Below are 25,715 nucleotides of genomic sequence, written 5' to 3' on the forward strand. Positions count from 1 at the left end.
AGAGGGACAGCGTCGCGTAGCGACGCAGGGTGAGGGGGTGTGTGAAAGCCCAGCAAAAGCGCCCCTCATCCGCCCTTCGGGCACCTTCTCCCCGCTGCGCGGGGAGAAGGAAGATTGCTAGGACTCGGCTTTGCTACGCAGGCGTTCGAGGACGCCGTCCAGCGAATCCAGATCGCTGTAATGGATCACCAGACGGCCCTTGCCGCCGCGGCCATGCAGGATGCTCACCTGCGTGCTCAGCGATTCGGACAGCTCGCGTTCCAGCGCGGCGATGTCGGCTTGCGGCTTCGGCTTGGCCGGCTTGGCCTTGGTGCCACTGGCCACCTTGCCGGCGGCGAGCAGTTGCGCGCGGTGTTCGACTTCGCGCACCGACCAGCCGTTTTCCGCAGCCTGGCGGGCCAGGGCGATCGCGGCTTGCGGCGCCAGCGTCAGCAGCGCGCGGGCATGGCCCATTTCCAGCGCCTTGGTTTCCACCAGTACGCGGATGTCGACAGGAAGTTCCAGCAGGCGCAGCAGGTTCGAGACCGCGGCGCGCGAACGGCCGACCGCGTCGGCGGCCTGCGCGTGGGTCAGGTCGAATTCGTCGATCAAGCGCTGCAGCGCGATCGCTTCTTCCAGCGGATTGAGGTCTTCGCGCTGGATGTTCTCGATCAGCGCCATCGCGACTACGGTGCGGTCGTCGACTTCGCGGATCACCACCGGCACTTCGTGCAGACCGGCCAGTTGCGAGGCGCGCCAGCGGCGTTCGCCGGCGATGATTTCGTAGGACTTGCCGCCCAGGTCGCGCACGACGATGGGCTGGATCACGCCCTGCGCGCGGATCGAATCGGCCAGCTCGCCGAGCTTGCCCTGGTCCATCGTGCGGCGCGGCTGGTACTTGCCGGGCGTGAGCGAATCGATCGGCAGCGTGCGCAATGCGTCGCCGGGCTGCGCTTCGACCAGCGTGGGCGCTTCCGCCGCCGCTTTCGGGCCGAGCAAGGCTTCCAGGCCGCGGCCGAGGCCGCGCTTCTTCGCCGCGCTCATGCTGCCGCCTCCTTGGCTGTGGCCTTCGTCGCTTGTTCGCGCTCGCGCTGGCGGCGCAGTACTTCGCCGGCCAGGCCCATGTAGGCGATGCCGCCGCGGCTGGCGCGGTCGTAGCCGACGATGCTCTGGCCGTGGCTGGGCGCTTCGGCCAGGCGCACGTTGCGCGGCACGATGGTGCGGAACACGCGGTCGCCGAAGTGCTTGGTCAGTTCCGCCGACACCGCGTTGGCCAGGTTGTTGCGCACATCGAACATGGTGCGCAGCACGCCTTCGATTTCGAGTTGCGGATTGAGCTTGGCCTTGAGCGCTTCGATCGTGTCGATCAACGCACTGATGCCTTCCAGCGCGTAGTACTCGCACTGCATCGGCACGATGATCGAGTCGGCCGCGGTCAGCGCGTTGAGCGTGAGCAGCGACAGCGCCGGCGGGCAGTCGATCAGGATGTAGTCGTAATGCACGCGCATCGGCGCCAGCGCGGTCTTCAGGCGCTGCTCGCGGCCGGATTCGCTCATCAGGCTGATTTCGGCCGCGGTCAACTCGATGTTGGCCGGCAGCAGGTCGAAGTCCTCGGCGGTGCGCTTGAGGATCTTGCTCGCGTCGGCTTCGCCCAGCAGCACGTCGCAGATCGTGTCCTCGATCTCGCGCTTGTCGATGCCGCTGCCCATGGTCGCGTTGCCCTGCGGGTCCAGGTCGACCAGCAGCACGCGCTTGGGCGTCTTGGCCAGGGCGGCGGCCAGGTTGACGGCGGTGGTGGTCTTGCCGACTCCGCCTTTCTGGTTGGCGACAGCGATGATGCGGGCCATGCGGCTCGTTGCCTCGGGGGTGGTGCGGTGGATGGCCGAGCTCCGGCCGGACCCGGGATTATGCGTTATCGCGCGCCGGGGAGCGGCGGCCATAACGGGCGCCGTTGGGACCACCCGGCGGGCGGTACAACGGCGAGGGCCGCGGGCGCGGATTCAGCGGGTTGGGCCTTATCCGCGGCGGATTTCGACCAGATGCCGCTCAGCATCCATGCCCGGTACCCGTAAGGCGTGGGTGGCGGTCACAGTCCAGCCTTCCGGCAGGGCGGCGATCTCCTCCGCCGGGTAGACACCCTTCATCGCGAGCAGGGCGCCGTCCGGCTTCAGCAGGTGGCCGCCGAGCTCCAGGATCAGCGGCAGGGTCGCCAGGGCCCGGGCGGTGATCGCGTCGTAGGCGCCGGGTTCGTCCACCGCTTCGATCCGCGATTCGGCCACGCGCACGTCCCTCAGGCCCAGCTGGCGCACGGCTTCGCGGAGGAAGCGCGCCTTCTTGCCATTGCTCTCGACCAGGGTGACCTGCAGGCCCGGCTTGACGATGGCGAGCGGGATGCCCGGCAGGCCGGGGCCGGTGCCCAGGTCGGCCAGACTGCCGCCGCGCGCCGCCAGCGCATCGACGAAGGGATGCATCGCCAGCGAATCGAGCAGGTGCTTGCCGACCATTTCCTGCGGGTCGCGTATCGCGGTGAGGTTGTAGGTCTTGTTCCAGCGCGCGAGCAGGGCGAGATAGGCGAGCAGCGGCTCGGCCAAGGCGCGATCGAGGCCGAGTTCGAGCAGGCCGGCTTCGAGCGAAGGGCGCAGGGTGGCGGGCAGGGCAGCGGGCAGAGTCATCGCGAAATTATGAACGTGAAGGCGACGTCTCAGCTGTGCGCGCGCGGCGGGTCGCGCCAGGCCAGCGCCGCGACATAGCCCGCAGCCGGTTCGAATTCGTGCAGCGACCAGTCCGCCGCCCGGCCCAGGCCCGGTGCGCAATCTACCAGTACCAGCGCATCGCCTGCGGCGGCGAAGCGCAGCTTTTCCAGGCCGAACGACAGGCCATGGCCGTGCGCCTTGAGCACCGCCTCTTTCGCGCACCACAGCCGCAGAAAGGCGCGGTCGCGCGCCAGGCCTGCGTCGAAGGAGGCGAGCCACTCATGCTCGGGCACGGTGAAGTAGCGCTGCGCCACGTCGAGCGCGCGCGGCCGCGAACGCACGCGTTCGCAGTCCACGCCCACCTCAACGCCTTCGCCCAGCGCGATCAGCAGGCCATCGCCGCTGTGGCTCCAACTGCAGTCGAAGCCGTCCTGCGGCGGGCCCAGGCGCGGGCGGCCGCGCGGTTCGCGCCCGAGATTGAGGCCTTCCGGGGGCACGCCGAGGACAGCCGCCAGCCATGCCGTCGCGACCGGGTCGGTGGGGGTGCCATGCGCGTGCGCATGCCAGCTCCAGCGCAGGAATTCGGGTGGGGAAGCGGTATCGGTGGCGGCGAATGCCATCAAGGCACGGATCTTGACGCGGGTGCCGGTAACATACCCCAAGGGGAAAGCGGCCCAGGGAGGGGCAGCCGTAAGGGTTGCTGGGAGCGCAGGTCGTTATCTATGTCCGCAGTTGTCAAATCCATTGAAGGGTCCGAGCACGAGTCCGGGCAGCGTCGCGAGGTGGCGCTGACGGGCGGAGCGCGTGCGCGCCGGTTTGCGTTCGACGCGACCGGCTCGATCGACCTGAATCGTTTCGAGTCCGCCGTGCGCGGCGTCGCCGCCGCGCTGCCCGAGGCGCGCTTCGTGCTCAACCTGTGCGAGGACCGCTACCGGTTCATGGTCGCGCTGTGCGCCGCGTCGCTGCGTGGCCAGACCACGCTGCTGCCGCCATCGCGTGCGCCGGCGGTGGTCGCGGAAGTGCTTGCGCAGCATCCCGACAGCTATGTGCTGGCCGATGCGCTGGCACCGTGCGATGGCATCGCCCCCGCACTGCACGGTTGGGAACTGCCGGCGACATTGCCGCAATGCGAAGCGGACGCACCGGTGGCCATTGCCGAGGATCTGCTGATGGCGATCGGGTACACCTCGGGCAGCACCGGCAGGCCCAAGCCGAATCCCAAGACGTGGGCCTCCTTCCGCGCGAGCACGGCGCAGAACCTCGCCGCCCTCGACGACCTGCTCGACCACGCCAGCGCCACGCCGCTGATCGCCACCGTGCCGCCGCAACACATGTACGGCATGGAGATGTCGGTGTTGTTGCCCTTGCTCGGCCCCGTCGCCGTGCATGCGGCGCGTCCGTTCTTTCCCGCCGACATCGCACGCGCTTTGCACGATGCGCCGACGCCACCGCTGCTGGTCACCACGCCGGTGCATCTGCGCGCGCTGGTCGAATCCGACGCGCAACTGCCGCCGCTGCGCGGCATCGTCTCGGCGACCGCGCCGCTGTCGCGCGAACTGGCGCAGGCCGCGGAACAGCGCTTCGGCTGCGAAGTGCGCGAACTGTTCGGTTCGACCGAAACCTGCGTGATCGCGCGTCGCCGCACCGCATGCGAAGACGCGTGGACACCGTTGCCGGGCGTCCGTCTGACACCTCAACCGGATGGCACCGCCGTGCAGGCGGCGCATCTGTCGCAGGCGGTGACGCTGGCCGATCTGATGGAAGTGCATGCCGACGGCCGCTTCGAACTGCGCGGCCGCAACGCGGATCTCATCGAAATCGCCGGCAAGCGCGCTTCACTGGGCGATTTGAGTCGGCGCCTGCTGGCTGTCGCGGGCGTGCGTGACGGCGTCGTGTTTCAGCTCGATCCCTGCCCGCGCACGGGCGTGGCGCGCATCGCCGCGTTGGCCGTGGTCGCACACGGAGTGACCGAAGCCGACGTGCAGGCGGGCTTGCGCGAGCACGTCGACGCGGTGTTTCTGCCGCGGCCCCTGCGCCTGGTCGATGCCCTGCCGCGCAACGAAACCGGAAAATTGCCGCGCGCGGCGCTGGCGGAAATGCTGCGCGGAGCAGCCTGAACGCGTTCATTGCACGCGAGCGAAGGCGTGACAAAAAAGTGCGCGCGGCAACGGTTTCGCGGCGAATGACGAGGCCTGTTTTTTAACAGGACTTTCATCGCGTTTTCGACGAAGAAAAACCCTTTAAACCGCTGACGCTGCCATCACGCAAGCGCGCACAGACTTCGTGTGCCCCCATTGCGGGAGCGGAATCCGACGCTAGCGATGCGCCGGTATCCACCACTTCTCACTCGCAGCTGGAAGGAGAAACGCACATGATGGGTTTCATTGTTTGGCTGATCGTAGGCGGCATCATCGGCTGGCTGGCGAGCCTCGTAATGAGGACCGACGCCCAGCAAGGCATCTTCCTCAACATCGTCGTCGGCATCATCGGCGCGTTCCTGGGCGGCTGGATCGGCAGCATGCTCGGCATCGGCGGTGCGGACATCAACGACGGTGCCTTCAACCTGACCAGTCTGCTGTTGTCGCTGGTCGGCGCGGTCGTCCTGCTGGCGATCATCAACCTGTTCCGTCGCGGACGCGTGCGTTGATCTGACCATCGCAGCGCACGACGCGCAAAGGCCCGGATCTGCCGGGCCTTTGTTTTTTAGGGACTACAGCCCGAATTCCACCCACACCGGCGTGTGGTCGCTCGGACGCTCGCGGATGCGCGGTGCGGTGTCGATGCCGGCCGCGATGGTGCGAGCGCGCAAGGCTTCGCTCACCAGCACCAGGTCGATACGCAGGCCCCAGCCGCGCTCGAAGGCGTTGAGGCGGTAGTCCCACCAGCTGTGGTGGCCGGGCTCTTCATTGAACAGGCGGAAGCTGTCGTGCAGGCCTAGGTCCAGCAATCCGCGCAGCGCATCGCGTTCTGGCGTGGAGCACAGGATCTTTTCGCGCCAGCGCTTGGGATCGTGCACGTCGCGATCGTCGGGGGTGATGTTGAAGTCGCCCAGCACGACCAGGTTCGGATATTGGCGCAGCTCCTCACGCAGCCATTCGCGCACCGCGTCGATCCAGCGCAGCTTGTAGGCAAACTTCTCGCTGCCCACGGCCTCGCCGTTGACGACGTACAGGTCGACGATGCGGATGGCCTCCGCGGAGCCGGGCGCGCCCACGGTAGCGGCGAGCACGCGCTTCTGCGGATCGTCGAAGTTCGGGATCGCGGTGATGCATTCGCTGCTGAAGGGCAGACGGCTCACCAGCGCCACACCGTTGTAGGTCTTCTGCCCGCAGAACACGCTGCGATAGCCCAGTTCGGCCAGCGCCGCGTCGGGGAACTTGCTGTCCTCGAGCTTGGTTTCCTGCAGCGCGACCACATCGGGGCCGAAGTCCTGCAGCCACTGCAGCAGATGCGGCAGGCGGACGTTGAGGGAGTTGACGTTCCAGCTGGCGATTTTCATCGCGCGAGTGTAGCGGAGGCTAGTTCCTGCCGGTTTAAAATACTTCCATGAACATCCGCCCCTACCTCGACAAGACCCCGACCCTCGGCGAGCGCAGCTACATCGATCCCGCCGCCAGCGTGATCGGCGACGTGGTGCTGGGCGAAGACGTTTCGATCTGGCCCGGCACCATCGTGCGTGGCGACGTCAATTTCATTCGCATCGGCGCGCGCACCAATATCCAGGACGGCAGTGTGGTGCACGTGAGCCACGATGGGCCGCACGCCAAGCTCGGCGGCTTCGCCACGGTGATCGGCGAGGACGTGACCATCGGCCACAAGGCGATCATCCACGCCTGCCGGATCGAGGACGCGGTGCTGATCGGCATGGGCGCGATCGTGCTCGACGGCGCGGTGGTGAAGAAGCACGGCTTCGTCGGCGCCGGTGCCTTGATCGCGCCGGGCAAGGTCGTCGGCGAGGGCGAGCTGTGGCTGGGCAACCCGGCCAAGAAGGTGCGCATGCTCAGCGACGCGGAAATCCAGGCGCTGTACTACTCGGCGCAGCACTACGTGCGACTGAAGAACCAGTACCTCGGCTTGCCGGCCTGAGCCGCTGCAAGGGAGCGGCGCCCACGGCCTCAGACAATGCCGTGGTTGTGACTGTCGCGAGGGGGCTTTACAGTCGCCCGGAGCACAGGGGAGCGGGGAACGCGTTTCGCATGGAAGAAGCCGTCAATCCGTACGCCGCACCGACGGTGGCGATCACCCCAGGCCTGCACGACGTGCTCGCCGACATCCTCATGGTCGAGGCCTGACCGGAACGAGCCAGGCACACGATGTCGAGCAGCACGATTTCCGCCAGCGCCGCGCGCGCGTCCATGTTGGACACCTACCGCGAAGTGGTCACGCCCGAGGGCGTGGCGCTGCACCTGCCCGCGGCGGGCCCGGTGCCGCGCGCGTTGGCGTGGGCGATTGACCTGGCTATCCGCATGGCCTCGCTCACGGTCGTGAGCATGGTGATGGGGCTGCTGGGTACGGCCGGATACGGGCCATACTTCATCGCGACTTTTTTGGTGTTCTGGTTCTACCCGGTGTTGTTCGAAGTGCTGGATCAGGGCCGCACACCGGGCAAGCGCGCGCTGGGTCTGCGCGTGATCGCCGCCAACGGCGCGCCGGTCGGCTGGCTGGCCGCGTTCCTGCGCAATCTGCTGCGCACCGTGGACATGCTGCCGTTCGGCTACACGACCGGATTGATCGCCAGCCTGGCCGATCCCTGGGGACGCCGGCTGGGCGACATGATCGCGGGCACGCTGGTCGTGCACACCGCGCGCCCGCACGAACCGCAGGCTGCGGCGGCCGGGGCCGTATTGGCGCCCGCCGTGGCGCTGTTGCCGCACGAGCAGGCCGCGCTGGTGGCCTTCGCCGAACGCGGCCCGCAACTCACGCCCGAACGCCAGGCCGAACTCGCCGACATCGCCGAGCCTTTGGTGCAGGCGCGCGGCACGCTCGCGCTGGCGCGGCTGTACGGCATCGCCAACTGGTTGCTCGGACGCAGGCCCTAGAGATGCGACAGGAAACCTTCGTCGAAAAGCACAGGGCCGAATGGATCGCGTTCGAGCAGTGGCTGGATGCGCGCAGCGGCAACGCACGCAAGGCGCGTGCACAGCGGCGCGAATGGCACGGGCTGGCCGATCATGAAATGCCCGGGCGCTATCGCCGCCTGTGCCAGCAGCTCGCGCTGGCGCGCCGCCGCGGTTACAGCCCGGTGGTGACCGATCGCCTGCAGCAACTGATGCAACGCGGCCATGGCGTGCTGTATCGCACGCCCGCGCCGCGCTGGCGGCGCGCGGTGGAGTTCCTGCTGGCGGGCTTCCCGCGGCTGGTGCGCGCGGAGAAGGGCGTGATGCTGGCCGCGGCGGCGATGTTCGTGATTCCGCTGGTGGCGATGTACGTCGCGATCCAGATCCAGCCCGACCTGTCCAGCGCCCTCTACGATCCGGTCCAGCTCGCCGGCATGGAGGACATGTACGACCCGAACGATCCGCAGCGCGCGCTGGGCCGCGACGATCAGACCGACGTGGCGATGTTCGGCTTCTACATCTGGAACAACGTCAGCGTCGGCTTCCGCGTGTTCGCCAGCGGCTTGCTGGTCGGTCTGGGACCGATCCTGTCGCTGACGACGGAAGGCATCCGTGCCGGCGCCATCGCCAGCCATCTGCAGGCGGTCGGGCACGGCGATCCGTTCTGGCGTTTCGTGTGCGGGCATGCGGCGTTCGAACTCACCGCGATAGTCATTGCCGGCGGTGCCGGCTTGCGCCTCGGGCTCAATCTCGTCGCACCCGGCCAGCGACGACGCAGCGATGCCTTGATCGAAGGCGGCCGCCGCGGCGGATTGCTCTGCGTGGGCGTGCTGGTGATGTTGCTGATCGCGGCCTTCATCGAGGCGTTCTGGTCCTCGATCGGTTGGATGCCGGCGTCGGTGAAGTACTCGGTCGCCGCGGTGCTGTGGACGTCCGTGTTCGTCTGGTTGCTGGCTGGCGGCCGCAACGCGCTGTACACGGACGACGAAGCGTTGCCCGTCACCGGGAAGTCGGCCGCATGAGTCCGACGCCATGAGAATCGAAGATCTCACCGTCGCCCTGCGTCCGCGCACCGCGTGGGAAGCCGTCGAACTCGGCACCGCGCTGGTGCGGCGCCACGCCGCGGCGGTGTGGCGGCCGTGGTTGTTGCTGTCGCTGCCCGCGCTGCTGCTGATCAACGCCCTGTGCTGGGCGATCGACGAGATCTGGCTGGCCGGTCTGCTGATGTGGTGGCTGAAACCGTTGTTCGATCGCATCCCTCTGTACGTGTTGTCGCGTGCGGTCTTCGGTCATGTGCCGAGCGTGGGCGAAACGCTGCGCGCGCAATGGCGCTTCGGTCGCCGCTGGCTGCCTGCGTATCTGACCTGGCGCCGGCTCAGTCCCGCGCGTGCGATCTACCTGCCGGTCGATCTGCTCGAAGGCGGCGAGGGCGCCGAGGCGCGCGCGCGGCGCAGCGCGCTGGGTTCACCGATCTACGGCGTGGCGGCGATGATGTTTCTGGTGTTCGCGCACTTCGAGATGGCGCTGGTGCTGGGCGGCATCTCCGCGGTGATGCTGTTCGTGCCCACCGACGTGGTGCAGGAAACCGCGGCGCGTCTGTGGAACGTCTTCGAGTCGCAGCAGGCCTGGGTGCAGTTCGCGGAAAACCTGCTTTTGTGGATCGCGACCAGCGCGCTGGAGCCGTTCTATGTCGGCGCCGGCTTCGGCCTGTATCTCAATCGCCGTACCGAAATCGAAGCCTGGGACATCGAAATGGTGCTGCGCCGCCTGCGCAACCGCCTCAGCCATGCCACCGCACCCTTGCTGGTGCTGTGTGCGTTGTGGCTGGGCGCGCTGCAACCGGCGCACGCGCAGGACGACGGCGATCCCTTCGTCGACGACACGCCCGTGCAAACGGCCGAACCCGCGACACCACCCGCGCGCGCCGAGCAATCGACCCTGCGCGAGGTCTTCGGCGCGCGGGCGGTCGAAGACGAAGGCTGGCGGCAGGCGGTCAAGCGCGCCTACGAAGACCCGCGCGTCAGTCCCAAGCGTACGGTCATGCAGTGGGTGCCGAAGAATCCCCAACAGCCCAAACCGCCCAATCCCAATACGCCCAGCTGGCTGCAGAGCTTCGCCGGCATTTTCGCGTCCATCGGCGAGTACGGCTTGTGGATCGTCGCCGGCGCGATCGTGCTCGCCCTGCTGATCACCGCGCCGCGCTGGCTGCGCTGGATACGCGACCCCGCGCATCGGCGCCAGCGCGAAGACGACGAGGTGAAGCGCGAAACGCTGGCGGAAGAAGCGCCGTTGCCCGACGACGTCGCTACCGCGACGCGGCGCCTGTGGCAGTCGGGCCACCAGCGCGACGCCTTGGCATTGCTCTACCGCGCCAGCGTCGAAGCGATGACGCAACGGGCGCACGTCGTGCTCGTTCCGGGTGCGACCGAAGCGCACACCTTGCGCGCGTCGCGGCAACTGCCCACGGCGGAGGATCGTGACGTATTCGCCCGCGTGGTGCGGGTGTGGCAGATCGCCGCTTACGCGCATGGCCTGCCGGACGACGGCGAGTTCGAGGCGTTGTTGTCGCAGGTGGCGCAGCGCTTCTTTGCGACGCGCCTGGGAGCGGCCGCATGAGCGCGCAGCCGGTTTCGCAGGCGAGGGCGCCAGGGTCGAAGACCTCCTTCGTCGTGCTGCTGGTGCTGCTCGGCGTATTGGTCGTGGGCGGATTGCTGGCGTGGTGGCTGCACACCTACGAACGCGTTCCCCGCGTCGTGGACATGCCGCGCATCGGCGAGGCACGGCGCAATCCGCTGTTCGCCTTGCAGGTCGCACTGGAGCGCGACGGCATCCGCGTGCACTCGCGCCGCCGCCTGCAGTTGCTGCCGGAAGGACGCGAGGCCGCGGTGCCGTTGGGCGCGCGCGACACGGTGGTGCTCTACAACGACCCGCGCACCCTCAGCGCCGACGAGATCGAGGCCCTGCTGCGTTGGGTCGACCAGGGCGGGCACCTGATCGTGCGCACGCCGCCGATCGGCCTGCTGGCGAAGCAGACACCAGTGCCGCTGCTCACGCGGTTGCAACTGATGCCGATGGCGAATGACAGCAGCGACTGCGAGGAAATGACCGGCTTCGCCACACCGGACGCAGCCGCGCAGACAGCCGCCACCGGCGACGATGATTCGGGCTACCTGTTCTGCGGTGGCCGGCGCTTCACCCTTATCGGTGCGAACCCGACCAACAGCTGGGGCGATCTGCAGAACGGCTACGTCTTCGCGCGAGTGCAGCGCGGCAAGGGCAGCGTCGACGTGCTCGCCGATCTGGACTTTCTCCAGAGCGACGGGTTGGAGTCGCCGGCAAGTTATCAGCTGGCGCGGCAGTTGCTGCAGCCCAACCATCGCGTCGGCGTGGTGCACCTGGTGTATGCCGCGCAGATGCCGTCGCTGTGGATGACCTTGATCCGCCATAGCTGGATGGCCTGGGGGCCCTTGCTGCTGGCATTGCTGTTCTGGCTGTGGCGGCGCATGCAGCGCTTCGGACCGCAGTTCGGTAGCGCCGCGCTGGAGCGACGCTCCCTGCTCGAACACATCACCGCCAGCGGCGAGCTGGCGTACCGCTACGGCTATGCGCATCTGCTCTACGACGCCGCGCGCAACGCCTTCCTCTCGCGGCTGCGTCGCCGCGACCCGCAGGCCGCCGCCCTGCAGGGCGAGCCGCAGCTCATGCTCCTGGCCGAACGCTTCAAGGACGTTCCGCCCAGCGAGACCCGCGACGCGCTGCTGCCGCCGTTCCAGAACGACCCGACCGCCTTCCGCACCCGCATCGCCACCCTGATCCGACTGAGAAACCGACTATGAGCGACACCCTCATCCCACCGTTGGCGCCGGACCATGTCGCCACGCCGCGCGCCACCGCGCCGATCACCGGCGAGGCCCTGTCGCAGCGCGCCGCCGCCATCCGCGAACAAGTGGGCAAGGCATTCATCGGCCAGGCCGATGCGCTCGACCAGGTACTGATCGCGCTGCTCGCCGGCGGCCACGCGCTGATCGAAGGCGTGCCGGGCCTGGGCAAGACCTTGCTGGTGCGCGCGCTGTCGAAGGCGCTCGACTGCGGCTACGCACGCGTGCAGTTCACCCCCGACCTGATGCCCTCGGACATCAGCGGCCACGCGGTGTACGACCCGAAGACCGAGACCTTCAATATCCGCCGCGGCCCGGTGTTCACCAATCTGCTGTTGGCCGACGAAATCAATCGCGCACCGGCCAAGACGCAGTCCGCCTTGCTGGAAGCGATGCAGGAACTGCAGGTCACCATCGAAGGCCACAGCTTCGAACTGCCGCCGCCGTTCCTCACCCTGGCCACGCAGAATCCGGTCGAACAGGAAGGCACCTATCCGCTGCCTGAGGCGCAGCTCGACCGCTTCCTGCTGAAGATTCTGATCGGATACCCGACGCGCGCCGACGAGAAGAAGATGGTCGTGGCGGTCAGCCAGGGCCGCATGGCCTCCGACTTCGACCTCTCGCAGGTGCAGCGCGTGGTCGGACCCGAAGAAATCGTCGCGATGCAGCTGGGCACTGCGCTAGTCACCGTGGACGACGCGGTGATCGATTACGCGGTGCGGATCGTGGCCGCCACGCGCGACTGGGCTGGCATCGCGCTCGGCGCCGGTCCGCGCGGCAGTCTCGCCCTGGTGCGCGCGGCGCGTGCGCAGGCGGTGCTGTCCGGCCGCGACTTCGTCACCCCCGACGACGTGCGCGAGATCGCCAAGCCGGCCCTGCGCCATCGCATCGCACTGGCGCCGGAACTGCAGATCGAAGGCCAGGAGCCGGACGACGTGCTGCACGCATTGCTGTCCAAGGTCGAAGCGCCGCGGCAATGACGCCATCGGCGACATCGCGGCGCACCTTGCCCCGCCCGGCACCGGCCATGCTGTGGCTGCTGGCGCTGTGGGCAGGACTGGGTCTAGCTGCGAGCATCGGCGTGGTATCGGCATCGGCGTGGTGGCTCGCCGGAGCCGCCTTGCTGCTGATCGCCGCACTGGACGCCTGGCGCGTAATCGCGGCGGCGACACCCGGCGTGCGCCGTCGCGTTCCCGACACCTGGCCGATCGGCGTCGAGCGACCGGTGACGCTGCAACTGGAAGCGGCCACTACGCAGCGACTCGACGTATTCGACCTGCACCCGGGCACGTGGGCGATGCAAGGGTTGCCACGTCGCCTGCGTCTGCAGCGAGGCGAGGCGGCGAGCATCGACTACGCATTGCGCGCGAATGCGCGCGGCGATTTCGTCTTCGATGGCGTGCAGCTGCGCCTGCATTCGCCCTGGCGTCTGTGGTGGCAGTCGCGCGTGGCGGGTGAACCGCAACGCGTGCGCGTGTTCCCGAACTTCGCGCCGCTGGCGCGCTTCGCCATGTTCAGCGCCGAACAGGCTTCGCGCCTGGTCGGCGCGCACGTGAAGCGCCGCCGCGGCGAAGGCACCGACTTCCATCAGATGCGCGAATACCGCGTCGGCGACAGCCTGCGCCAGATCGACTGGAAGGCCACGGCACGCGCGCGGCGCTTGATCTCGCGCGAATACCAGGACGAGAAGAACCAGCAACTGGTGCTGCTGCTCGACACGGGCCGGCGGCTGCTTGCGCGCGACGGCGAACTGGCGCACTTCGACCACGTGTTGGACGCCGCGCTGGTCGTGTCCTATCTCGCCCTGCGCCAGGGCGACGGCGTCGGCCTGCTGGCGAGCGGCGGCGATACGGCCTGGGTGCCGCCGCAGCGTGGCGTCGGCGCGATCGACAATCTGCTGCGAGCGACCTATGCATTGCAGCCCAAGCCCATCGCGACGGATTTCCTGCAAGCGGCGACGGAGCTCTCGCTGCGCCAGCGCCGCCGCGCGCTGGTGATGTTGGTCACCAACCTGCGCGACGAGGACATGGACGACCTGCTCGCCGCCGTGCAGATGCTGCGCAAGCGCCACCTGGTCTGCGTGGCCAGCTTGCGCGAAGCCGCGCTCGACACGACGCTGGCGCAGGACGTGCACGACCTGCCTTCGGCCATCCGCGCCGGCGCCACCGCCGAATATCTCGCGCGCCGCAGCGCCGCGCATGACGCGTTACGCAGTCACGGCGTGATGGTGCTGGACGTGTCGTGCGATCAGCTTGCGGCCGCCCTGGTGGAGAAGTATCTCGCGGTGAAGCGGGACGGATTGCTGTAGCGCTCATCCCTCTCCCCGCTTGCGGGGAGAGGGTGCCCGCAGGGCGGGTGAGGGGAGCGAGCGCAGCGAGCTGCTTTTGCTACGGCCGCGTCGCGACTTCCAGCGCATCCAATGTCGCGATCGCCTCCGCACGCGAGTCGCCGCACATCGTGTGCAACGGCCGCAGCGACGCACAAAACGCCGGTCGCTCCGGCTTGCCGAACAAGCGGCAGCGATACTCGTCGTCCAACTGCACGCACGGAATCCCTGCCGGCTTGCCATGCGGCATGCCGGGAATGGGCGAGGTGATCGACGGCGCGATGCAACACGCGCCGCAGCGTTCGCGGCATTCCACGTGCGGATGCTTCAGTCTGCGGTGACCAGCACCGCGCCGCGGTCGCGCAGTGCGGCATAAACGGCGTCGGTTTCCGGGCGCACCTTGTGCCAGCGCTGGAAGCTTTCCGCGGCCTGTTCCACCAGCATGCCCAGTCCGTCGATGCAGTCGTGCGCGCGTGCGGAACGGCCCCAGGCGAGGAATGCCACCGCGGCTTCGCCATAGCTCAGATCCACCGCGGCACCGCGCGGCGCGACCAGATTCACCGGCAGCGAGGGCAGCGTCGCCTCGCGTGTGGCCGACGTCGCGTTGATGACGAGGTCGAAGTTGCCCAGCGTGCCGACATCCTCGAGGTAGCGCGGATGCACGCGACCGGGCTGGGCCAGCGCATCGGCCAGCGCGTCGGCGCGTTCGGGCGTGCGATTGACGATGAAGAGGTCGCCGACGCCGGCGTCGAGCAGGGCCGGTGCTACGCCGCGCGCGGCGCCGCCCGCGCCGATCAGCAGCGTGCGGCGGGCGCGCAGGTCGAGCCCATGCCGGTCGGTGAGGTCGCGGATCAGGCCGACGCCATCGGTGTTGTCGCCATGCCAGCCGGTCGCGGCGCGGATCAGCGTGTTGACCGCGCCCGCGCGCTTGGCGGCATCGGTCAGGTAATTGCAGATCTGTGCCGCGCGCGGCTTGTGCGGCAAGGTGATGTTGGCGCCGACGCCGCCTTCGGCCGCGAATTCGGCCAGCGCCGCATCGAACTCGTCCGGGGCCGCGTCGATCGCGGTGTACTCCAGCGCGATGCCCGTCTGCCGCGCGAAGGCGGCGTGGATTCGCGGCGAGAGCGAATGGGCGACGGGATGGCCGATGACGGCGTAGCGCTGAACGGACATGGAGGCCTCGCGCGGTACAGGGATTGTGGCGGAGCGTGTACTGGACGAACGCGAAGCCCGCGACGGGTCGGCCGTCCACGATCGAGTCTACGCCCACGTTCGCGAACTGTGCGCCCGCGACAGCTTTTGCGATAGCCGCGGGTCAGCAACTGCGGCACATTGGCGCATCGTTCATCCAAGGAACCGCGATGCGCCGCCTCGCTCCGCTGACCCTGACCGTCCTGTTGGCATCGGGAGCCGCGCATGCGTGGCTGGCCGAGTTCGGCATCGAAGGCATGCACGTGGTCTCCACACCCGCCTCGGAAGTGCGTGGCGCGATCAGCCCCGACGGCCAGCACATCGTCTGGGGCAGCACCGATCGCGCCGGCGGCCCGGGCGGCTGGGATCTGTGGCAGGCCACGCTGAAACAGGGTCGGTGGCAGGACGCGCAGCCGTTGCCGATCAACTCGAAGGCGAACGATTTCGATCCGGCGTTCAGCGCCGATGGCCGCTGGCTGTACTTCTTCTCCAATCGCGAAGGCGGGCAGGGAGGCGACGATCTCTACCGTGTCGCGGTGCGCGCGAATGGTTTCGGCACGGCGGAAAACCTCGGACCCGGCGTCAACAGCCGCGGCAACGAATGGGCGCCCACGCCGAGCGCGGACGGCAAGGCTCTGCTGTTCGCCAGCGACGGTTTCGACGGCGCCGGCCGGCACGATTTGTTCGTCGCGCAATGGGATGGCAGCCACTTCACCGGGCGCAAGCCGGTGCCGGGCGTCAACACCCGCAATGACGAGTTCGATGCGGCCTGGCTCGATGGCGGCAAGGCGATCGTGTTCACGCGCTCGGCCAACGTCGACGAGAAGCCCATGCAGTTGTTCGTCGCGCAATGCGATGGGAAGCGTTATGGCGATGCGGTGCCGCTGAAGCTCTCGTTCAATACCGACGACGCCTGGACGCTGGGTCCGGCCGTGGATTGGAACAAACCCGGCGAGCTGCTGGTCACCGGCAAGGCGAGAGCGCCCAGTGCGGGCAAGCTCGACATTTACCGGATGAAAGCGCCGGCGGCCACAGGAAAGGCGGGCTGCCTCTAGAAACCCTCAGCCTTCCCGCAACCACCGCGCCGCATCCAGCGCGAAGTAGGTCAGCACGCCGTCTGCGCCCGCTCGCTTGATCGAGGTCAGCGCTTCCAGCGCGCAGGCGCGTTCGTCGAGCCAGCCGTTGAGCGCGGCGGCCTTGAGCATCGCGTACTCGCCGCTGACCTGATACACGAAGGTCGGCACGCCGAACTCGTCCTTTACCCGGCGCACGATGTCCAGGTACGGCAGGCCCGGTTTCACCATCACCATGTCCGCGCCTTCGGCGAGATCCTGCGCGACTTCCTGCAGCGCCTCGTCCGAATTGGCCGGGTCCATCTGGTAGGTGTATTTGTTGCCTTTGCCCAGCGCCGCGGCGGAACCGACCGCATCGCGGAAGGGACCGTAGAACGCGCTCGCATACTTGGCGCTGTAGGCGAGGATGCGGGTGTGGATGCGGCCGTCGCTTTCGAGCTCGTCGCGGATGGCGCCGATGCGGCCGTCCATCATGTCGCTCGGCGCGACCACGTCGGCACCGGCGCGCGCGTGCGACAGGGCCTGCTGCACCAGCGCCTCGACGGTTTCGTCGTTGAGCACGTAGCCGCTCTCGTCGATCAGGCCGTCCTGGCCATGCGTGGTGTAGGGGTCGAGCGCCACGTCGGTGATCACGCCCAGTTCCGGGAAGCGCTGCTTGAGCGCGCGCACCGCGCGCTGCACCAGGCCGTCGTCGGCCCAGGCGGCTTCGGCAGTGAGCGACTTGGCCTCCGGCGCGGTGACGGGGAACAGGGCCAGTGCCGGCACGCGCAGTTCGCTGGCTTGTTCGGCGACCTTGAGTAGCTCTTCGATCGAGACCCGCTCGACGCCCGGCATCGAGGGCACGGCGGCGCGGCCCTGAAGCTCGTGGACGAACACCGGGTAGATCAGGTCGTTCGTGGTGAGGACGTTCTCGCGCATCAGGCGGCGCGAGAAATCATCGCGGCGCATGCGCCGCAGGCGGGTGTGCGGGTAGCTCATGGGGGGCGATTCTACGCTTTGCGCGAATACACCCGATACCGCAACGGCTGCACCGCAATCACGCTGCCCACGGCCGGCGTTTCCACGTCAGGCGTGGCGGCGAAGTCGAATTCCAGCGGCCGTGGCTGGCCTGCGATCTCCAGTTCCAGGGTAATGCGGTCGGCGAGCCGGTGTGCCGCGAACACGCGCGCGCTCCAGCCCTCCCCGGCCCGCACCAGGGCCAGGTCGTGCGGCCGCACGTACAGACGCGCGGCGCCCTCGCTTGCATCGGTGGCGAAGGCCGGCGTCTGCTCGGGCACCACGAAGCGCCCGGCCTCGACGCGGCCCTCCAACGCATTGGCCCGGCCGATGAAATCGAAGACGTATTCGGACGCCGGTGCGCTGTAGATCTCGTGCGGTGTGCCCACTTGTTCGATGCGGCCTTCGCGCAGCACCACCACGCGGTCGGCGAGTTCCAGGGCTTCTTCCTGGTCGTGGGTGACGAACAAGGTGGTTTGTCCGGTCTGCTCGTGCAGGCGGCGCAGCCAGCGGCGCAACTCGATGCGGACCTTGGCGTCGAGCGCGCCGAAGGGTTCGTCGAGCAGCAGCACGGTCGGATCGATGGCGAGCGCGCGCGCCAGGGCCACGCGCTGGCGCTGCCCGCCGGACAGTTGTTCGGGATAGCGCTCGCCCAGCTCGGCCAGCTGGATCAGCGACAGCAGTTCCTCGACGCGGCGCTTGATCGTCGCCTTGTCCGGGCGCCGCGAACGTGGACGGCTGCGCAGGCCGAAGGCGATGTTCTCCGCCACCGTCATGTGCTTGAACAAGGCGTAGTGCTGGAAGACGAAACCGACGTTGCGTTCGCGCAGGCTCATGCGCGTGGCATCGGTCTCGCCGAACAGCACCTGGCCGCTGTCGGCATGCAGCAGCCCGGCGATGACGCGCAGCAGCGTGGTCTTGCCCGAGCCGGACGGGCCCAGCAACGCGACCAGTTCGCCCGAGGCGATATCGAGTTCGACCGCGTCGAGCGCAGCGATATCGGGGTAGCGCTTGCTGAGCTGGCGGATGTGCAGGTCCATTCCGCGCCGCGTTGCCGGAGAGTTGGAGCCATGTTGTACCAGTACCGGCGCCCCGGGTGGGTGACCGTCCGATCGCGGCGCCCTGGCTTTGTCGAAGTCGACCCTGACGACGTTCATTCAATGTCTCCGATGTGCTTTGGCGATATCCGCGCCATGCCGCGCTTCCAGCCAGAACTTGATGATCAGCGTCACCAGTGCCAACCCGCTCAACAGCGACGCCGCTGCGAACGCCGCGGTGCTGTCGAACTCGTTGTAGAGAATCTCGATGTGCAGCGGCAGCGTGTTGGTGAGGCCGCGGATGTGACCCGACACCACCGACACGGCGCCGAACTCGCCCATCGAACGCGCCGCGCACAGCAGCACGCCGTACAGCAGGCCCCACTTGATGTTGGGCAGGGTGACGCGACGGAACATGGTCCAGGCTCCGGCGCCGAGCGAGCGCGCGGCGAGTTCTTCGTCGCTGCCTTGCTGCTGCATCAGCGGGATCAGCTCGCGCACCACGAAGGGGAAGGTGATGAACAACGTCGCCAGCACGATGCCTGGCCGCGCGAACAGGATCTTGATGTCCCAACGCTCCAGCACGTCGGCGAACCAGCCGTGCGTCGTACTGAACAACAGCACCAGGCACAGGCCCGCGACCACCGGCGACACCGCGAAGGGCAGGTCGATCAGCGCGAGCAGCAGCTTCTTCAACGGGAATTCGAAGCGGGTCAACGCCCACGCCATCATCGTGCCGAACACGGCGTTGATCGGGATGACGATCGCCGCGGTGAGCAAGGTGAGCTTGAGCGCGGAACGCGCGTCGGACTCGTTCAAGGCGTCCCACCAGGCCTTGAAGCCGTCGCCGAACGCGGCGCCCAACACCATCAGCAACGGCAGCACGACCAGGCCGAGCATGATCAGCACTGCCAGCACGATCAGGCCGATGCGCAACCACAGCGGCTCGTGGATGTCACGCATGGCCGCGCTCCTTGCGCCCGTGCGCGAACAGCGAGGGAATCGCATTGATCGCCAGCAGGCAGACGAACGAAGCCGCGAGCAGCAGCGCGGCGATCGCGATCGCGCCGTTGTAGTCGTATTCCTCCAGCCGGATGGTGATCAGCAGCGGCGCGATCTCGGTCGCGTAGGGCTTGTTGCCGGCGATGAAGATCACCGAGCCGTATTCGCCCAGGGCGCGGGCGAAGGCGAGCGAAAAGCCGGTCAGCAGGGCGGGCAGCAGCTCGGGCAGGATCACCCGCCGCAACGTGGTGAATCGCGACGCACCCAGCGAGGCGGCGGCTTCTTCCTGTTCGTGGCCCAGCGCTTCCAGCACCGGCTGCACCGTGCGGACGGCGAAGGGCAGGCCGATGAAGACCAGTGCGATGACGATGCCCAGCGGCGTGTAAGCGATCTTGAATCCCGCCGCTTCGCTGAATCGTCCGACCCAGCCGTTGCCCGAATAGATCGCCGTGAGGGCGATGCCCGCCACGGCAGTGGGCAACGCGAACGGCAGGTCGACCAGCGCGTCGAGCAAGCGCCGGCCCGGAAAGCGATAACGCACCAGCACCCAGGCCACCACGGCGCCGGCGACCAGCGCGAGCAAGGCGGCGACGAGGGAGGCACCGAAGCTCAACTTCAGCGCGGCCTGCACGCGCGGATCGTGGATGGCGCGCAACCAGCCCGCGCCGCCCAACCCGGCGGCGCGCACGGCGAGCGCGAGCAAGGGCAGCAGCACGACGACGCCCAGCCATGCCATGCCGAGGCCGAGGCTGAGGCCGAAGCCGGGCAACGGGCGGCGGCTGCGGAAGGGAATCAGCGAGGGCAGGACAGCAGTCGTCATGAAAGCATCCGGACGTCAACCTCCCTCGCCCCGCGTGCGGGGAGAGGGACAGCGTCGCGTGAGCGACGCTGGGTGAGGGGACGCGGTGCTGGAACGCGTCCCGTCATCGCGGCTGATAGATCTTGTCGAAGAAGCCACCGTCGGCAAAGTGTTCGGCCTGCGCCTTCTTCCAGCCGCCGAACGCCGTGTCGATGGTCACCTGCGTCACTTTCGGGAAGCGGGCGAGATCCTCCGCCGGCACCTTGTCGGGCTCGGCGGGGCGATAGAAATGCTTCGCCGCCAGGCGCTGGCCTTCGGCTGTGTACAGGAAGCGCAGATAGGCCTCGGCCTGCTTGCGCGTGCCGTGCTTGGCCACGTTCTTGTCCACCCAGGCCACCGGCGGTTCGGCGCGGATGCTCAGCGACGGCACCACGACTTCGAACTTCCCGCGCGTGTCGCTCTGGTTCAAGGTCAGCAGCGCTTCGTTCTCCCAGGCGATCAGCACATCGCCGATGCCGCGCTCGACGAAGGTCGTGGTCGCGCCGCGCGCGCCGGTGTCGAGTACGGGCACGTTCTTGAACAAGCGGGTGAGGTAGTCGACGACTTTGTCGCCGTCGCGGTATTCCTTCGATGCCCAGGCCCAGGCCGCCAGGTAGTTCCAGCGCGCGCCGCCGGAGGTCTTCGGGTTCGGCGTGATCACCGCCACGCCGGGCCGCACCAGGTCGCTCCAGTCCTTGATGCCCTTGGGGTTTCCCTTGCGCACCAGGAACACGATCGTCGAGGTATACGGCGCACTGTTGTGCGGCAGGCGCGATTGCCAGTTCGCCGGCAGCAGCTTGCCGTTGGTCGCGATGGCATCGATGTCGGCGGCGAGCGCAAGCGTGACCACGTCGGCTTCCAGGCCATCGATCACCGCGCGCGCCTGCTTGCCGGAACCGCCATGCGAGGCGCGCACGCTGAGGGTTTCGCCGGTCTGCTGCTTCCACTGCGCGGCGAAGGCCTGATCGACGTCGGCGTAGAACTCGCGCGTCGGGTCGTAGGAGACATTGAGCAACTCGACGTCCTTGGCCTGCACGGCACCGCCGCACAGTGCCAGCGCCAGCAGCGTGCTACGCAGAGTGGTGCTCAGGGTGAAGCGCAATGAGGGTAAGGTCATCGAGGTTCGTCCGGGTCAGAAGGAAATTTGCGCGCGGGTGAAGAGGGTCTTTTCGTCTTCGCGATCGGCACCGCCAGCTGCACCGCCATCGAAGCTGGCCTGGGTGTAGTTGGCGACCAGCTTCAGGTTCTGCGTGAGGTACCAGTTGAGGCCGATGCTCCAGGCATCGACACGGCTCGCCGACGTCGCGACATTGGCGAACAGTGGGAACGCGTCGTCATCGATGTCCAGTTCGCCATAGCGCGCCACCAGCTCCACGGCGCCCCAGCCTGGCGCACCCACCGTAAAAGGATGTGTAGGCCGCGCGACGCCGCGATACGACGCGTCTTCGCCGGTCAGCACCCAGCTGCCGACGGCCTGCCAGGCGGTGTTCTCCAGATGTTCGACGCGGCCGGCGTTCGCGCCGCTGACCAAACGCAGTTCCTGTTCGGAGGTGACGTATTCGCCCAGCAGTCCCAGCGGCCCGTTGTAGTAGTAGGCCTGCGGCGACCAGCGGCGGTGCAGACCATCCGCCGCGACTTCGTTGCGATAGGCGAAGAACTGCGCCTGGCCCGGCGTGCGGTAGCGCGGCAGAACGTTGTTGCCCTGGCCGAAGACATCGCCGACGGTCGTGGCGATGCCCACGCCCAAGCCGGACCATGCGTTCGCGGAGTTCTTGAACGGCTCCCAGAACACGCGCGCAGCGGCTTCGAACTCGTCGTCCGGATTGGTGCTTGCAGCGTCGCGTCCGTCGACCACGCCGTTGAATGCGCCGACCGCGTAATTGAGCGTGCCATTGGCGAATTCGCCTTGCAGCTGCGCGCCGAGATCGCGGCCGGGCGTGAGTTCGCTCGGCAGGCCGCGCTCGATCAGCGCCAGGCTGCCGGACGACTGCAGTTGCTCCAGGCCGAAGGGTTGTTTGAACTTGCCCGCGCGCAAGGTCGCGCGCGGATCGAAGCGCAGATCGAGGTAGGCGTCGTTGAGTGTGGCGGTGTCGCCGGCGAGCTGCGCCTGGATGCGGAAGGCCAGCAACTGGCCCCAGGTGCCTTCGATCGTCGGTTCGACCCGGCGCAGCAGGAAGGTGTCGTTCTGCGGCTGCGCGTCGTCGCCGAGGAAGAAGCGGCCGTCGCCCTGCACCAAGGCCTTGAACTTGAGTTCGAGCCCGTCGCTCGCCGGTGATTTGAACGACAGGCCCTTGGGGCTGAGGCTCACGACGGAGTCCTTTGCGGCCTTGGCGGCGGACTCTTCGGCTTGCAGCTCCAGCTTGCGCTCGATCACGCGCAGGCGCTGGTCGAGGTCGGCCAGGCCGGCGCTGTCGGCACCGGGTTCGGAGCCGACGCCGAGGCGCTGCTCGAGCGCCTGCAGGCGCTTGGCGAGCTCCTCGACCGTCACCTCACCGGCATGGGCGGGCAGAACGGCGAGCGCGAGCGCCAGGGAGACGGCGGTGCGACGCGGGAAGCGGACGGTCTGTGCGGACATAGGAGCCACCGGAATGGGAAGGAAACAGTGGCGAGGCGCGGGATGGGACGGAAACGGTCATGCTTCATCTGCATATGCCGGTTGCGCATCTGCGGACGCCAGCGTGCCGGGGCCTGGTGAGGGCCGCCATGATCGGGGTCAAAGGGAGTGCAGGCCGGCTTCGCCGGCCGCCCCTCATCCGCCCTGCGGGCACCTTCTCCCCGCTCTGCGGGGAGAAGGGAAAGGCAGCCCCCTCGCCCCGCTTGCGGGGAGAGGGACAGCGTTGCGTCAGCAACGCAGGGTGAGGGGCCGTATCGCCGAAGCGACGGCCATGTCGCTAAAGCGACGCGATGGCTAGATCAACCCGCCACCCAAGCCCAACCGGATCGCCGCCACCACGATCACGATGCCATTGAGGATCAGCCCCGCCTTGGCGCGGCCGCGCTTTTCGCTGCGGGTGAAGAGAATGCCGATCGCGGCGATCGCCGCGCCCGCCGCGGCGAAGGGGATCAGCAGCCAATTGGTCAGGCCGATCACCGGAATCAGCGCCAGCACCATCCAGAACAGGGCGACAATGCCCCACAGCAGGCTGATCAATCCCATCGCGACGTCTCCTTGCGGGCCGCGGCGCGGCCGACGCTCACACGATGGCGGCGATGGGGCGCCGCATCAAGCCAACCAACGACCCAGTCGCAACTAGGTCGCGCCGTGCACGCCGTCGATTTCCACGTGCAGCTCGCGCCGGCAGACCGCGGCATGCAGGACGATGAAGCGCACCTGCGGATCCAGCCGCGCGTGCAGTTGCGTGGCGACCGTATCGAGTTCGTGGCGGTCGCGCACGTACACCTTCAGCCGCGTACTCGCGCCCATGCGCGCGGGCAGATCCGGACGGCGTGCGCGTGCGGCGGTGATGAGCGTATCGAGGTTGGCCTGGGTTTCGTCCACCTGGGCGCGCACGTCGTCGATGTGCTGCGATTCGTGTCCCACGATCGCCGCGGTGCCCGAGAGCAGCAGCGGCATGGCCGTGCCGGGCGGTAGCATCGCGCGGGCGAAGCTCGGCGGCTGCGGGCCGTAGCGGCGCGGATAGCGGTAGGCGCTGACCTGACGCGGGTTTTCCAGCGGCGTGCCGGGCACGCGCGAAGCCAGCCAATACACCTGCAGGCGCCGGGCACCGCTGGTATGGCCAATCGCCGTCGCCGCCGGCAACGCGTGCGGATCGAATTCGCCCAAGCCGCGCGCGCGGCCGACGCAGAACAGGCGATAGCGCTCGGCATCGCCGTCGCCGTGGGTGATGCCGTCGAGGTAGTTCCACACGCGCAGCAGATGCGGATAGCCGCGCGACTGCGTGAACTCGGCCAGCCTGGCGTAGGCCGCCATCGCCGTGGTCTCGATGCCGCCTTCGTCCTCGTCCAGCTCGATTGCGCCGAACAGCAGCGCGCCGGCTTTGAGGGGGTCCGTTTCGGCCCAGGCCACGCCGCCTTCGCGGCCGCGGCGCACCGGGCCGGGCACGCGCCAATGTTCGAACATCGGTGCGCCATGCGGCTCCAGGGCGATGCGCAGATAACGCGGATCGTCGAGCACCGGCGCCTGCGCACCGAAGCCGAACACCGCCAGCGTGTCGTCCGCGGCGAGCAAGCGTTCGGCGGGTGCGTCGCTGTAGTCGACGTGCAGTGCCGGCAGCAGCAGCGATTCCACCGCGCTCATGGATTGTCCTGCTGCAGCGTGTCGCCGCTGAACTGTTCACGCGCAGCCCGGCGGCGGCGCAACCAGCCGCGCAGCGCGGCCGGCGCCTGCTGCAGCGCGGTCAGTGCGTAGATCACGCGGAAAAGGCGCAGGCGGCGGATCACCGCCGGGTTGTCGAAGACGTCGCCGGCGAGCATCGAAATCACTGCCTGCTCCACCTGCCAGTTGTTGCGCGGGTTGGCGAACAGGTGCTTCATCACCGGCGTGTTGAAGCGATAGATGAACCACTGGAACCAGCGCAGGCCGCGGTCCATGCGCCTGGCCATCGCGGCCTGCAGCGCCGATTCGCGCGCCGGTTCGCGCAGTGCGCCGTCGACGACGTTGGCCGCCTGCTCGGCGCTGTCCATCGCCAGGAACACGCCGGACGAAAAGATCGGATCGACGAACGCGTAAGAATCGCCGGCCATGGTCCAGCCCGGACCGGCCATGCGCGTGCAGTTGTAGGCGTAGTTGCCGGTCACGTGCACCGGCGCCACGCGCGTGGCGCCCTGCATGCGAGCGGCGACCTGCGGCTCGGCGAGCAGCGTGTCCATCAGGAACTTTTCGCTCTCGCCGCGGCGCTGCTTCAGGTAGGAAGGGAAGCACACCGCGCCGATGCTCATGACCCCGCGCGGCAGCGGGATCAGCCACATCCAGCCGTGTGCGAAGCGCTGCACGGTGATGTTGCCCTCGTCGCCCGCGGGGCGGCGCTGCACGCCGTCGAAGTGGCTGAAGATCGCCGCGGACTGATGCCGTTCGTTCTTGCGCTTGAGCTTGAAATGGTTGCCGAAGAAGGTGTCGCGCCCGCTGGCGTCGACCACGTAGCGCGGCGTCACCGTCAGCGCGCCACTGGCCTCGTCGCGCGCGTGCACGCGTACCGGGCGGCCATCGGCGCTGAACTCGATGCGTTCGACCTTCACGCCTTCGCGCGCGTCCACGCCGCTGTCGCGCGCGTGGGCGAACAGCATCTGGTCGAACTCCGCGCGGTGCACCTGGTAGGCGTGCCCGAACACCGGATTGAGTGCGCGTTCGAAGCGGAAGGTGTTGTAGTCCGCGCCTTCCGGGTGGCCGGAGATCGGGAAATCCGCGCCGGCCTTGAAAGTCCCCAGGGCATGGACCCGATCGAGCACGCCCAGACGCTGCAGGATCGGCAGGTTCATGGGCAGCAGCGATTCGCCGATGTGGAAGCGCGGGTGGCGATCCTTCTCCAGCAGCAGCACCCGCCAGCCCTTGCGGGCCAGGAAAGTCGCGGTGGTGGTGCCGGCCGGGCCACCGCCAATCACCAGTACGTCGGTTTCGATGGAGGCGGTCTCGCCGGGCGCGTCGGCGCCGGGCCCGGGCAGGTGCGGATCGATCATTCCGCCATGAT

General features: G+C 68.2%; 26 protein-coding genes. 10 read left to right on the forward strand and 16 right to left on the reverse strand.

Annotated features, from left to right (window positions below):
- Window positions 1-117 precede the first annotated feature (117 nt).
- From ACYVJ8_RS13585 to ACYVJ8_RS13600, 4 genes are all read right to left on the reverse strand, one after another.
- On the reverse strand, window positions 118-1,023 hold the full coding sequence (locus ACYVJ8_RS13585; protein WP_460713259.1) for a ParB/RepB/Spo0J family partition protein: 906 nt from the start codon (window positions 1,021-1,023) through the stop codon (window positions 118-120).
- Window positions 1,020-1,826 (reverse strand): ParA family protein, encoded by an 807-nt coding sequence (locus ACYVJ8_RS13590; protein ID WP_460713261.1) that lies wholly within the window; start codon window positions 1,824-1,826, stop codon window positions 1,020-1,022. Before ACYVJ8_RS13590 ends, ACYVJ8_RS13585 begins: the two co-directional genes overlap by 4 nt.
- Window positions 1,827-1,994: 168 nt before the next feature.
- Window positions 1,995-2,651 (reverse strand): 16S rRNA (guanine(527)-N(7))-methyltransferase RsmG, encoded by a 657-nt coding sequence (rsmG, locus tag ACYVJ8_RS13595; protein ID WP_460713263.1) that lies wholly within the window; start codon window positions 2,649-2,651, stop codon window positions 1,995-1,997.
- Window positions 2,652-2,680: 29 nt separating this feature from the next.
- Window positions 2,681-3,292: a 4'-phosphopantetheinyl transferase family protein gene (locus tag ACYVJ8_RS13600; RefSeq protein ID WP_460713265.1), complete on the reverse strand. Its 612-nt coding sequence runs from the start codon at window positions 3,290-3,292 to the stop codon at window positions 2,681-2,683.
- Between the two features lie 168 nt (window positions 3,293-3,460).
- Here ACYVJ8_RS13600 and ACYVJ8_RS13605 point away from each other — a divergent pair, with 168 nt between their 5' ends.
- Both ACYVJ8_RS13605 and ACYVJ8_RS13610 read left to right on the forward strand, forming a co-directional pair.
- A complete protein-coding gene (locus ACYVJ8_RS13605) occupies window positions 3,461-4,789 on the forward strand; it encodes an AMP-binding protein (RefSeq protein ID WP_460713748.1) in 1,329 nt (442 codons plus the stop codon).
- 257 nt (window positions 4,790-5,046) lie between these two features.
- Window positions 5,047-5,319 carry a GlsB/YeaQ/YmgE family stress response membrane protein gene (locus tag ACYVJ8_RS13610; RefSeq protein WP_386754769.1) on the forward strand — a complete coding sequence of 91 codons (273 nt, stop codon included), beginning with the start codon at window positions 5,047-5,049 and terminating at the stop codon, window positions 5,317-5,319.
- Between the two features lie 63 nt (window positions 5,320-5,382).
- Here the strand turns inward: ACYVJ8_RS13610 and xth are convergent, their stop codons facing one another.
- Window positions 5,383-6,171, reverse strand: a complete 789-nt coding sequence (gene xth / locus ACYVJ8_RS13615) for an exodeoxyribonuclease III (RefSeq protein WP_460713267.1) — start codon at window positions 6,169-6,171, stop codon at window positions 5,383-5,385.
- A 47-nt stretch (window positions 6,172-6,218) separates the two neighbouring features.
- On the opposite strand from xth, the gene ACYVJ8_RS13620 reads away from it, so the two are divergent.
- The 7 genes from ACYVJ8_RS13620 to ACYVJ8_RS13650 all read left to right on the forward strand — a co-directional run bounded on the left by ACYVJ8_RS13620 (window position 6,219) and on the right by ACYVJ8_RS13650 (window position 13,915).
- Entirely contained in the window at window positions 6,219-6,758 is a 540-nt protein-coding gene (locus ACYVJ8_RS13620) for a gamma carbonic anhydrase family protein (protein ID WP_460713269.1), read from the forward strand.
- Between the two features lie 227 nt (window positions 6,759-6,985).
- A complete protein-coding gene (locus ACYVJ8_RS13625) occupies window positions 6,986-7,711 on the forward strand; it encodes an RDD family protein (RefSeq protein WP_460713271.1) in 726 nt (241 codons plus the stop codon).
- 2 nt (window positions 7,712-7,713) lie between these two features.
- Window positions 7,714-8,751 (forward strand): stage II sporulation protein M, encoded by a 1,038-nt coding sequence (locus ACYVJ8_RS13630; protein ID WP_460713273.1) that lies wholly within the window; start codon window positions 7,714-7,716, stop codon window positions 8,749-8,751.
- A gap of 10 nt (window positions 8,752-8,761) precedes the next feature.
- A complete protein-coding gene (locus ACYVJ8_RS13635; RefSeq protein ID WP_460713275.1) occupies window positions 8,762-10,345 on the forward strand; it encodes a DUF4129 domain-containing protein in 1,584 nt (527 codons plus the stop codon).
- On the forward strand, window positions 10,342-11,565 hold the full coding sequence (locus tag ACYVJ8_RS13640; RefSeq protein ID WP_460713277.1) for a DUF4350 domain-containing protein: 1,224 nt from the start codon (window positions 10,342-10,344) through the stop codon (window positions 11,563-11,565). The genes ACYVJ8_RS13635 and ACYVJ8_RS13640 overlap by 4 nt, the downstream gene beginning before the upstream one ends.
- Entirely contained in the window at window positions 11,562-12,587 is a 1,026-nt protein-coding gene (locus ACYVJ8_RS13645; protein WP_460713279.1) for an AAA family ATPase, read from the forward strand. The genes ACYVJ8_RS13640 and ACYVJ8_RS13645 overlap by 4 nt, the downstream gene beginning before the upstream one ends.
- A gap of 47 nt (window positions 12,588-12,634) precedes the next feature.
- Window positions 12,635-13,915 carry a DUF58 domain-containing protein gene (locus ACYVJ8_RS13650; RefSeq protein WP_460713281.1) on the forward strand — a complete coding sequence of 427 codons (1,281 nt, stop codon included), beginning with the start codon at window positions 12,635-12,637 and terminating at the stop codon, window positions 13,913-13,915.
- Between the two features lie 79 nt (window positions 13,916-13,994).
- Here ACYVJ8_RS13650 and ACYVJ8_RS13655 read toward each other — a convergent pair whose 3' ends face one another.
- Window positions 13,995-14,249 (reverse strand): YkgJ family cysteine cluster protein, encoded by a 255-nt coding sequence (locus tag ACYVJ8_RS13655; protein ID WP_460713283.1) that lies wholly within the window; start codon window positions 14,247-14,249, stop codon window positions 13,995-13,997.
- Between the two features lie 11 nt (window positions 14,250-14,260).
- On the reverse strand, window positions 14,261-15,106 hold the full coding sequence (gene aroE, locus ACYVJ8_RS13660; protein WP_460713285.1) for a shikimate dehydrogenase: 846 nt from the start codon (window positions 15,104-15,106) through the stop codon (window positions 14,261-14,263).
- A 188-nt stretch (window positions 15,107-15,294) separates the two neighbouring features.
- Here aroE and ACYVJ8_RS13665 point away from each other — a divergent pair, with 188 nt between their 5' ends.
- Window positions 15,295-16,179 carry a TolB family protein gene (locus ACYVJ8_RS13665; RefSeq protein WP_460713287.1) on the forward strand — a complete coding sequence of 295 codons (885 nt, stop codon included), beginning with the start codon at window positions 15,295-15,297 and terminating at the stop codon, window positions 16,177-16,179.
- Between the two features lie 6 nt (window positions 16,180-16,185).
- Here the strand turns inward: ACYVJ8_RS13665 and hemB are convergent, their stop codons facing one another.
- From hemB to ACYVJ8_RS13710, 9 genes are all read right to left on the reverse strand, one after another.
- Entirely contained in the window at window positions 16,186-17,175 is a 990-nt protein-coding gene (gene hemB, locus ACYVJ8_RS13670) for a porphobilinogen synthase (RefSeq protein ID WP_460713290.1), read from the reverse strand.
- 11 nt (window positions 17,176-17,186) lie between these two features.
- Window positions 17,187-18,233 carry a sulfate/molybdate ABC transporter ATP-binding protein gene (locus ACYVJ8_RS13675; protein ID WP_460713292.1) on the reverse strand — a complete coding sequence of 349 codons (1,047 nt, stop codon included), beginning with the start codon at window positions 18,231-18,233 and terminating at the stop codon, window positions 17,187-17,189.
- A 117-nt stretch (window positions 18,234-18,350) separates the two neighbouring features.
- The gene (cysW, locus tag ACYVJ8_RS13680) at window positions 18,351-19,238 is read right to left on the reverse strand and encodes a sulfate ABC transporter permease subunit CysW (RefSeq protein WP_460713294.1); all 888 of its coding nucleotides are present in this window, start codon (window positions 19,236-19,238) and stop codon (window positions 18,351-18,353) included.
- Window positions 19,186-20,052, reverse strand: a complete 867-nt coding sequence (cysT, locus tag ACYVJ8_RS13685) for a sulfate ABC transporter permease subunit CysT (protein ID WP_460713296.1) — start codon at window positions 20,050-20,052, stop codon at window positions 19,186-19,188. The genes cysW and cysT overlap by 53 nt, the downstream gene beginning before the upstream one ends.
- Window positions 20,053-20,155: 103 nt before the next feature.
- Window positions 20,156-21,187 (reverse strand): sulfate ABC transporter substrate-binding protein, encoded by a 1,032-nt coding sequence (locus ACYVJ8_RS13690; protein WP_460713298.1) that lies wholly within the window; start codon window positions 21,185-21,187, stop codon window positions 20,156-20,158.
- 15 nt (window positions 21,188-21,202) lie between these two features.
- Window positions 21,203-22,645, reverse strand: coding sequence for an OprO/OprP family phosphate-selective porin (locus tag ACYVJ8_RS13695; protein ID WP_460713300.1), 1,443 nt, complete (start codon window positions 22,643-22,645; stop codon window positions 21,203-21,205).
- Window positions 22,646-22,978: 333 nt separating this feature from the next.
- Window positions 22,979-23,227, reverse strand: coding sequence for a hypothetical protein (locus ACYVJ8_RS13700; RefSeq protein ID WP_460713302.1), 249 nt, complete (start codon window positions 23,225-23,227; stop codon window positions 22,979-22,981).
- A 93-nt stretch (window positions 23,228-23,320) separates the two neighbouring features.
- Entirely contained in the window at window positions 23,321-24,328 is a 1,008-nt protein-coding gene (locus tag ACYVJ8_RS13705; protein WP_460713304.1) for a chorismate transformation enzyme, FkbO/Hyg5 family, read from the reverse strand.
- Entirely contained in the window at window positions 24,325-25,704 is a 1,380-nt protein-coding gene (locus tag ACYVJ8_RS13710; protein ID WP_460713306.1) for an NAD(P)/FAD-dependent oxidoreductase, read from the reverse strand. Before ACYVJ8_RS13710 ends, ACYVJ8_RS13705 begins: the two co-directional genes overlap by 4 nt.
- Between the last annotated feature and the right edge of the window lie 11 nt (window positions 25,705-25,715).

Source organism: Lysobacter terrae, from assembly GCF_054782215.1.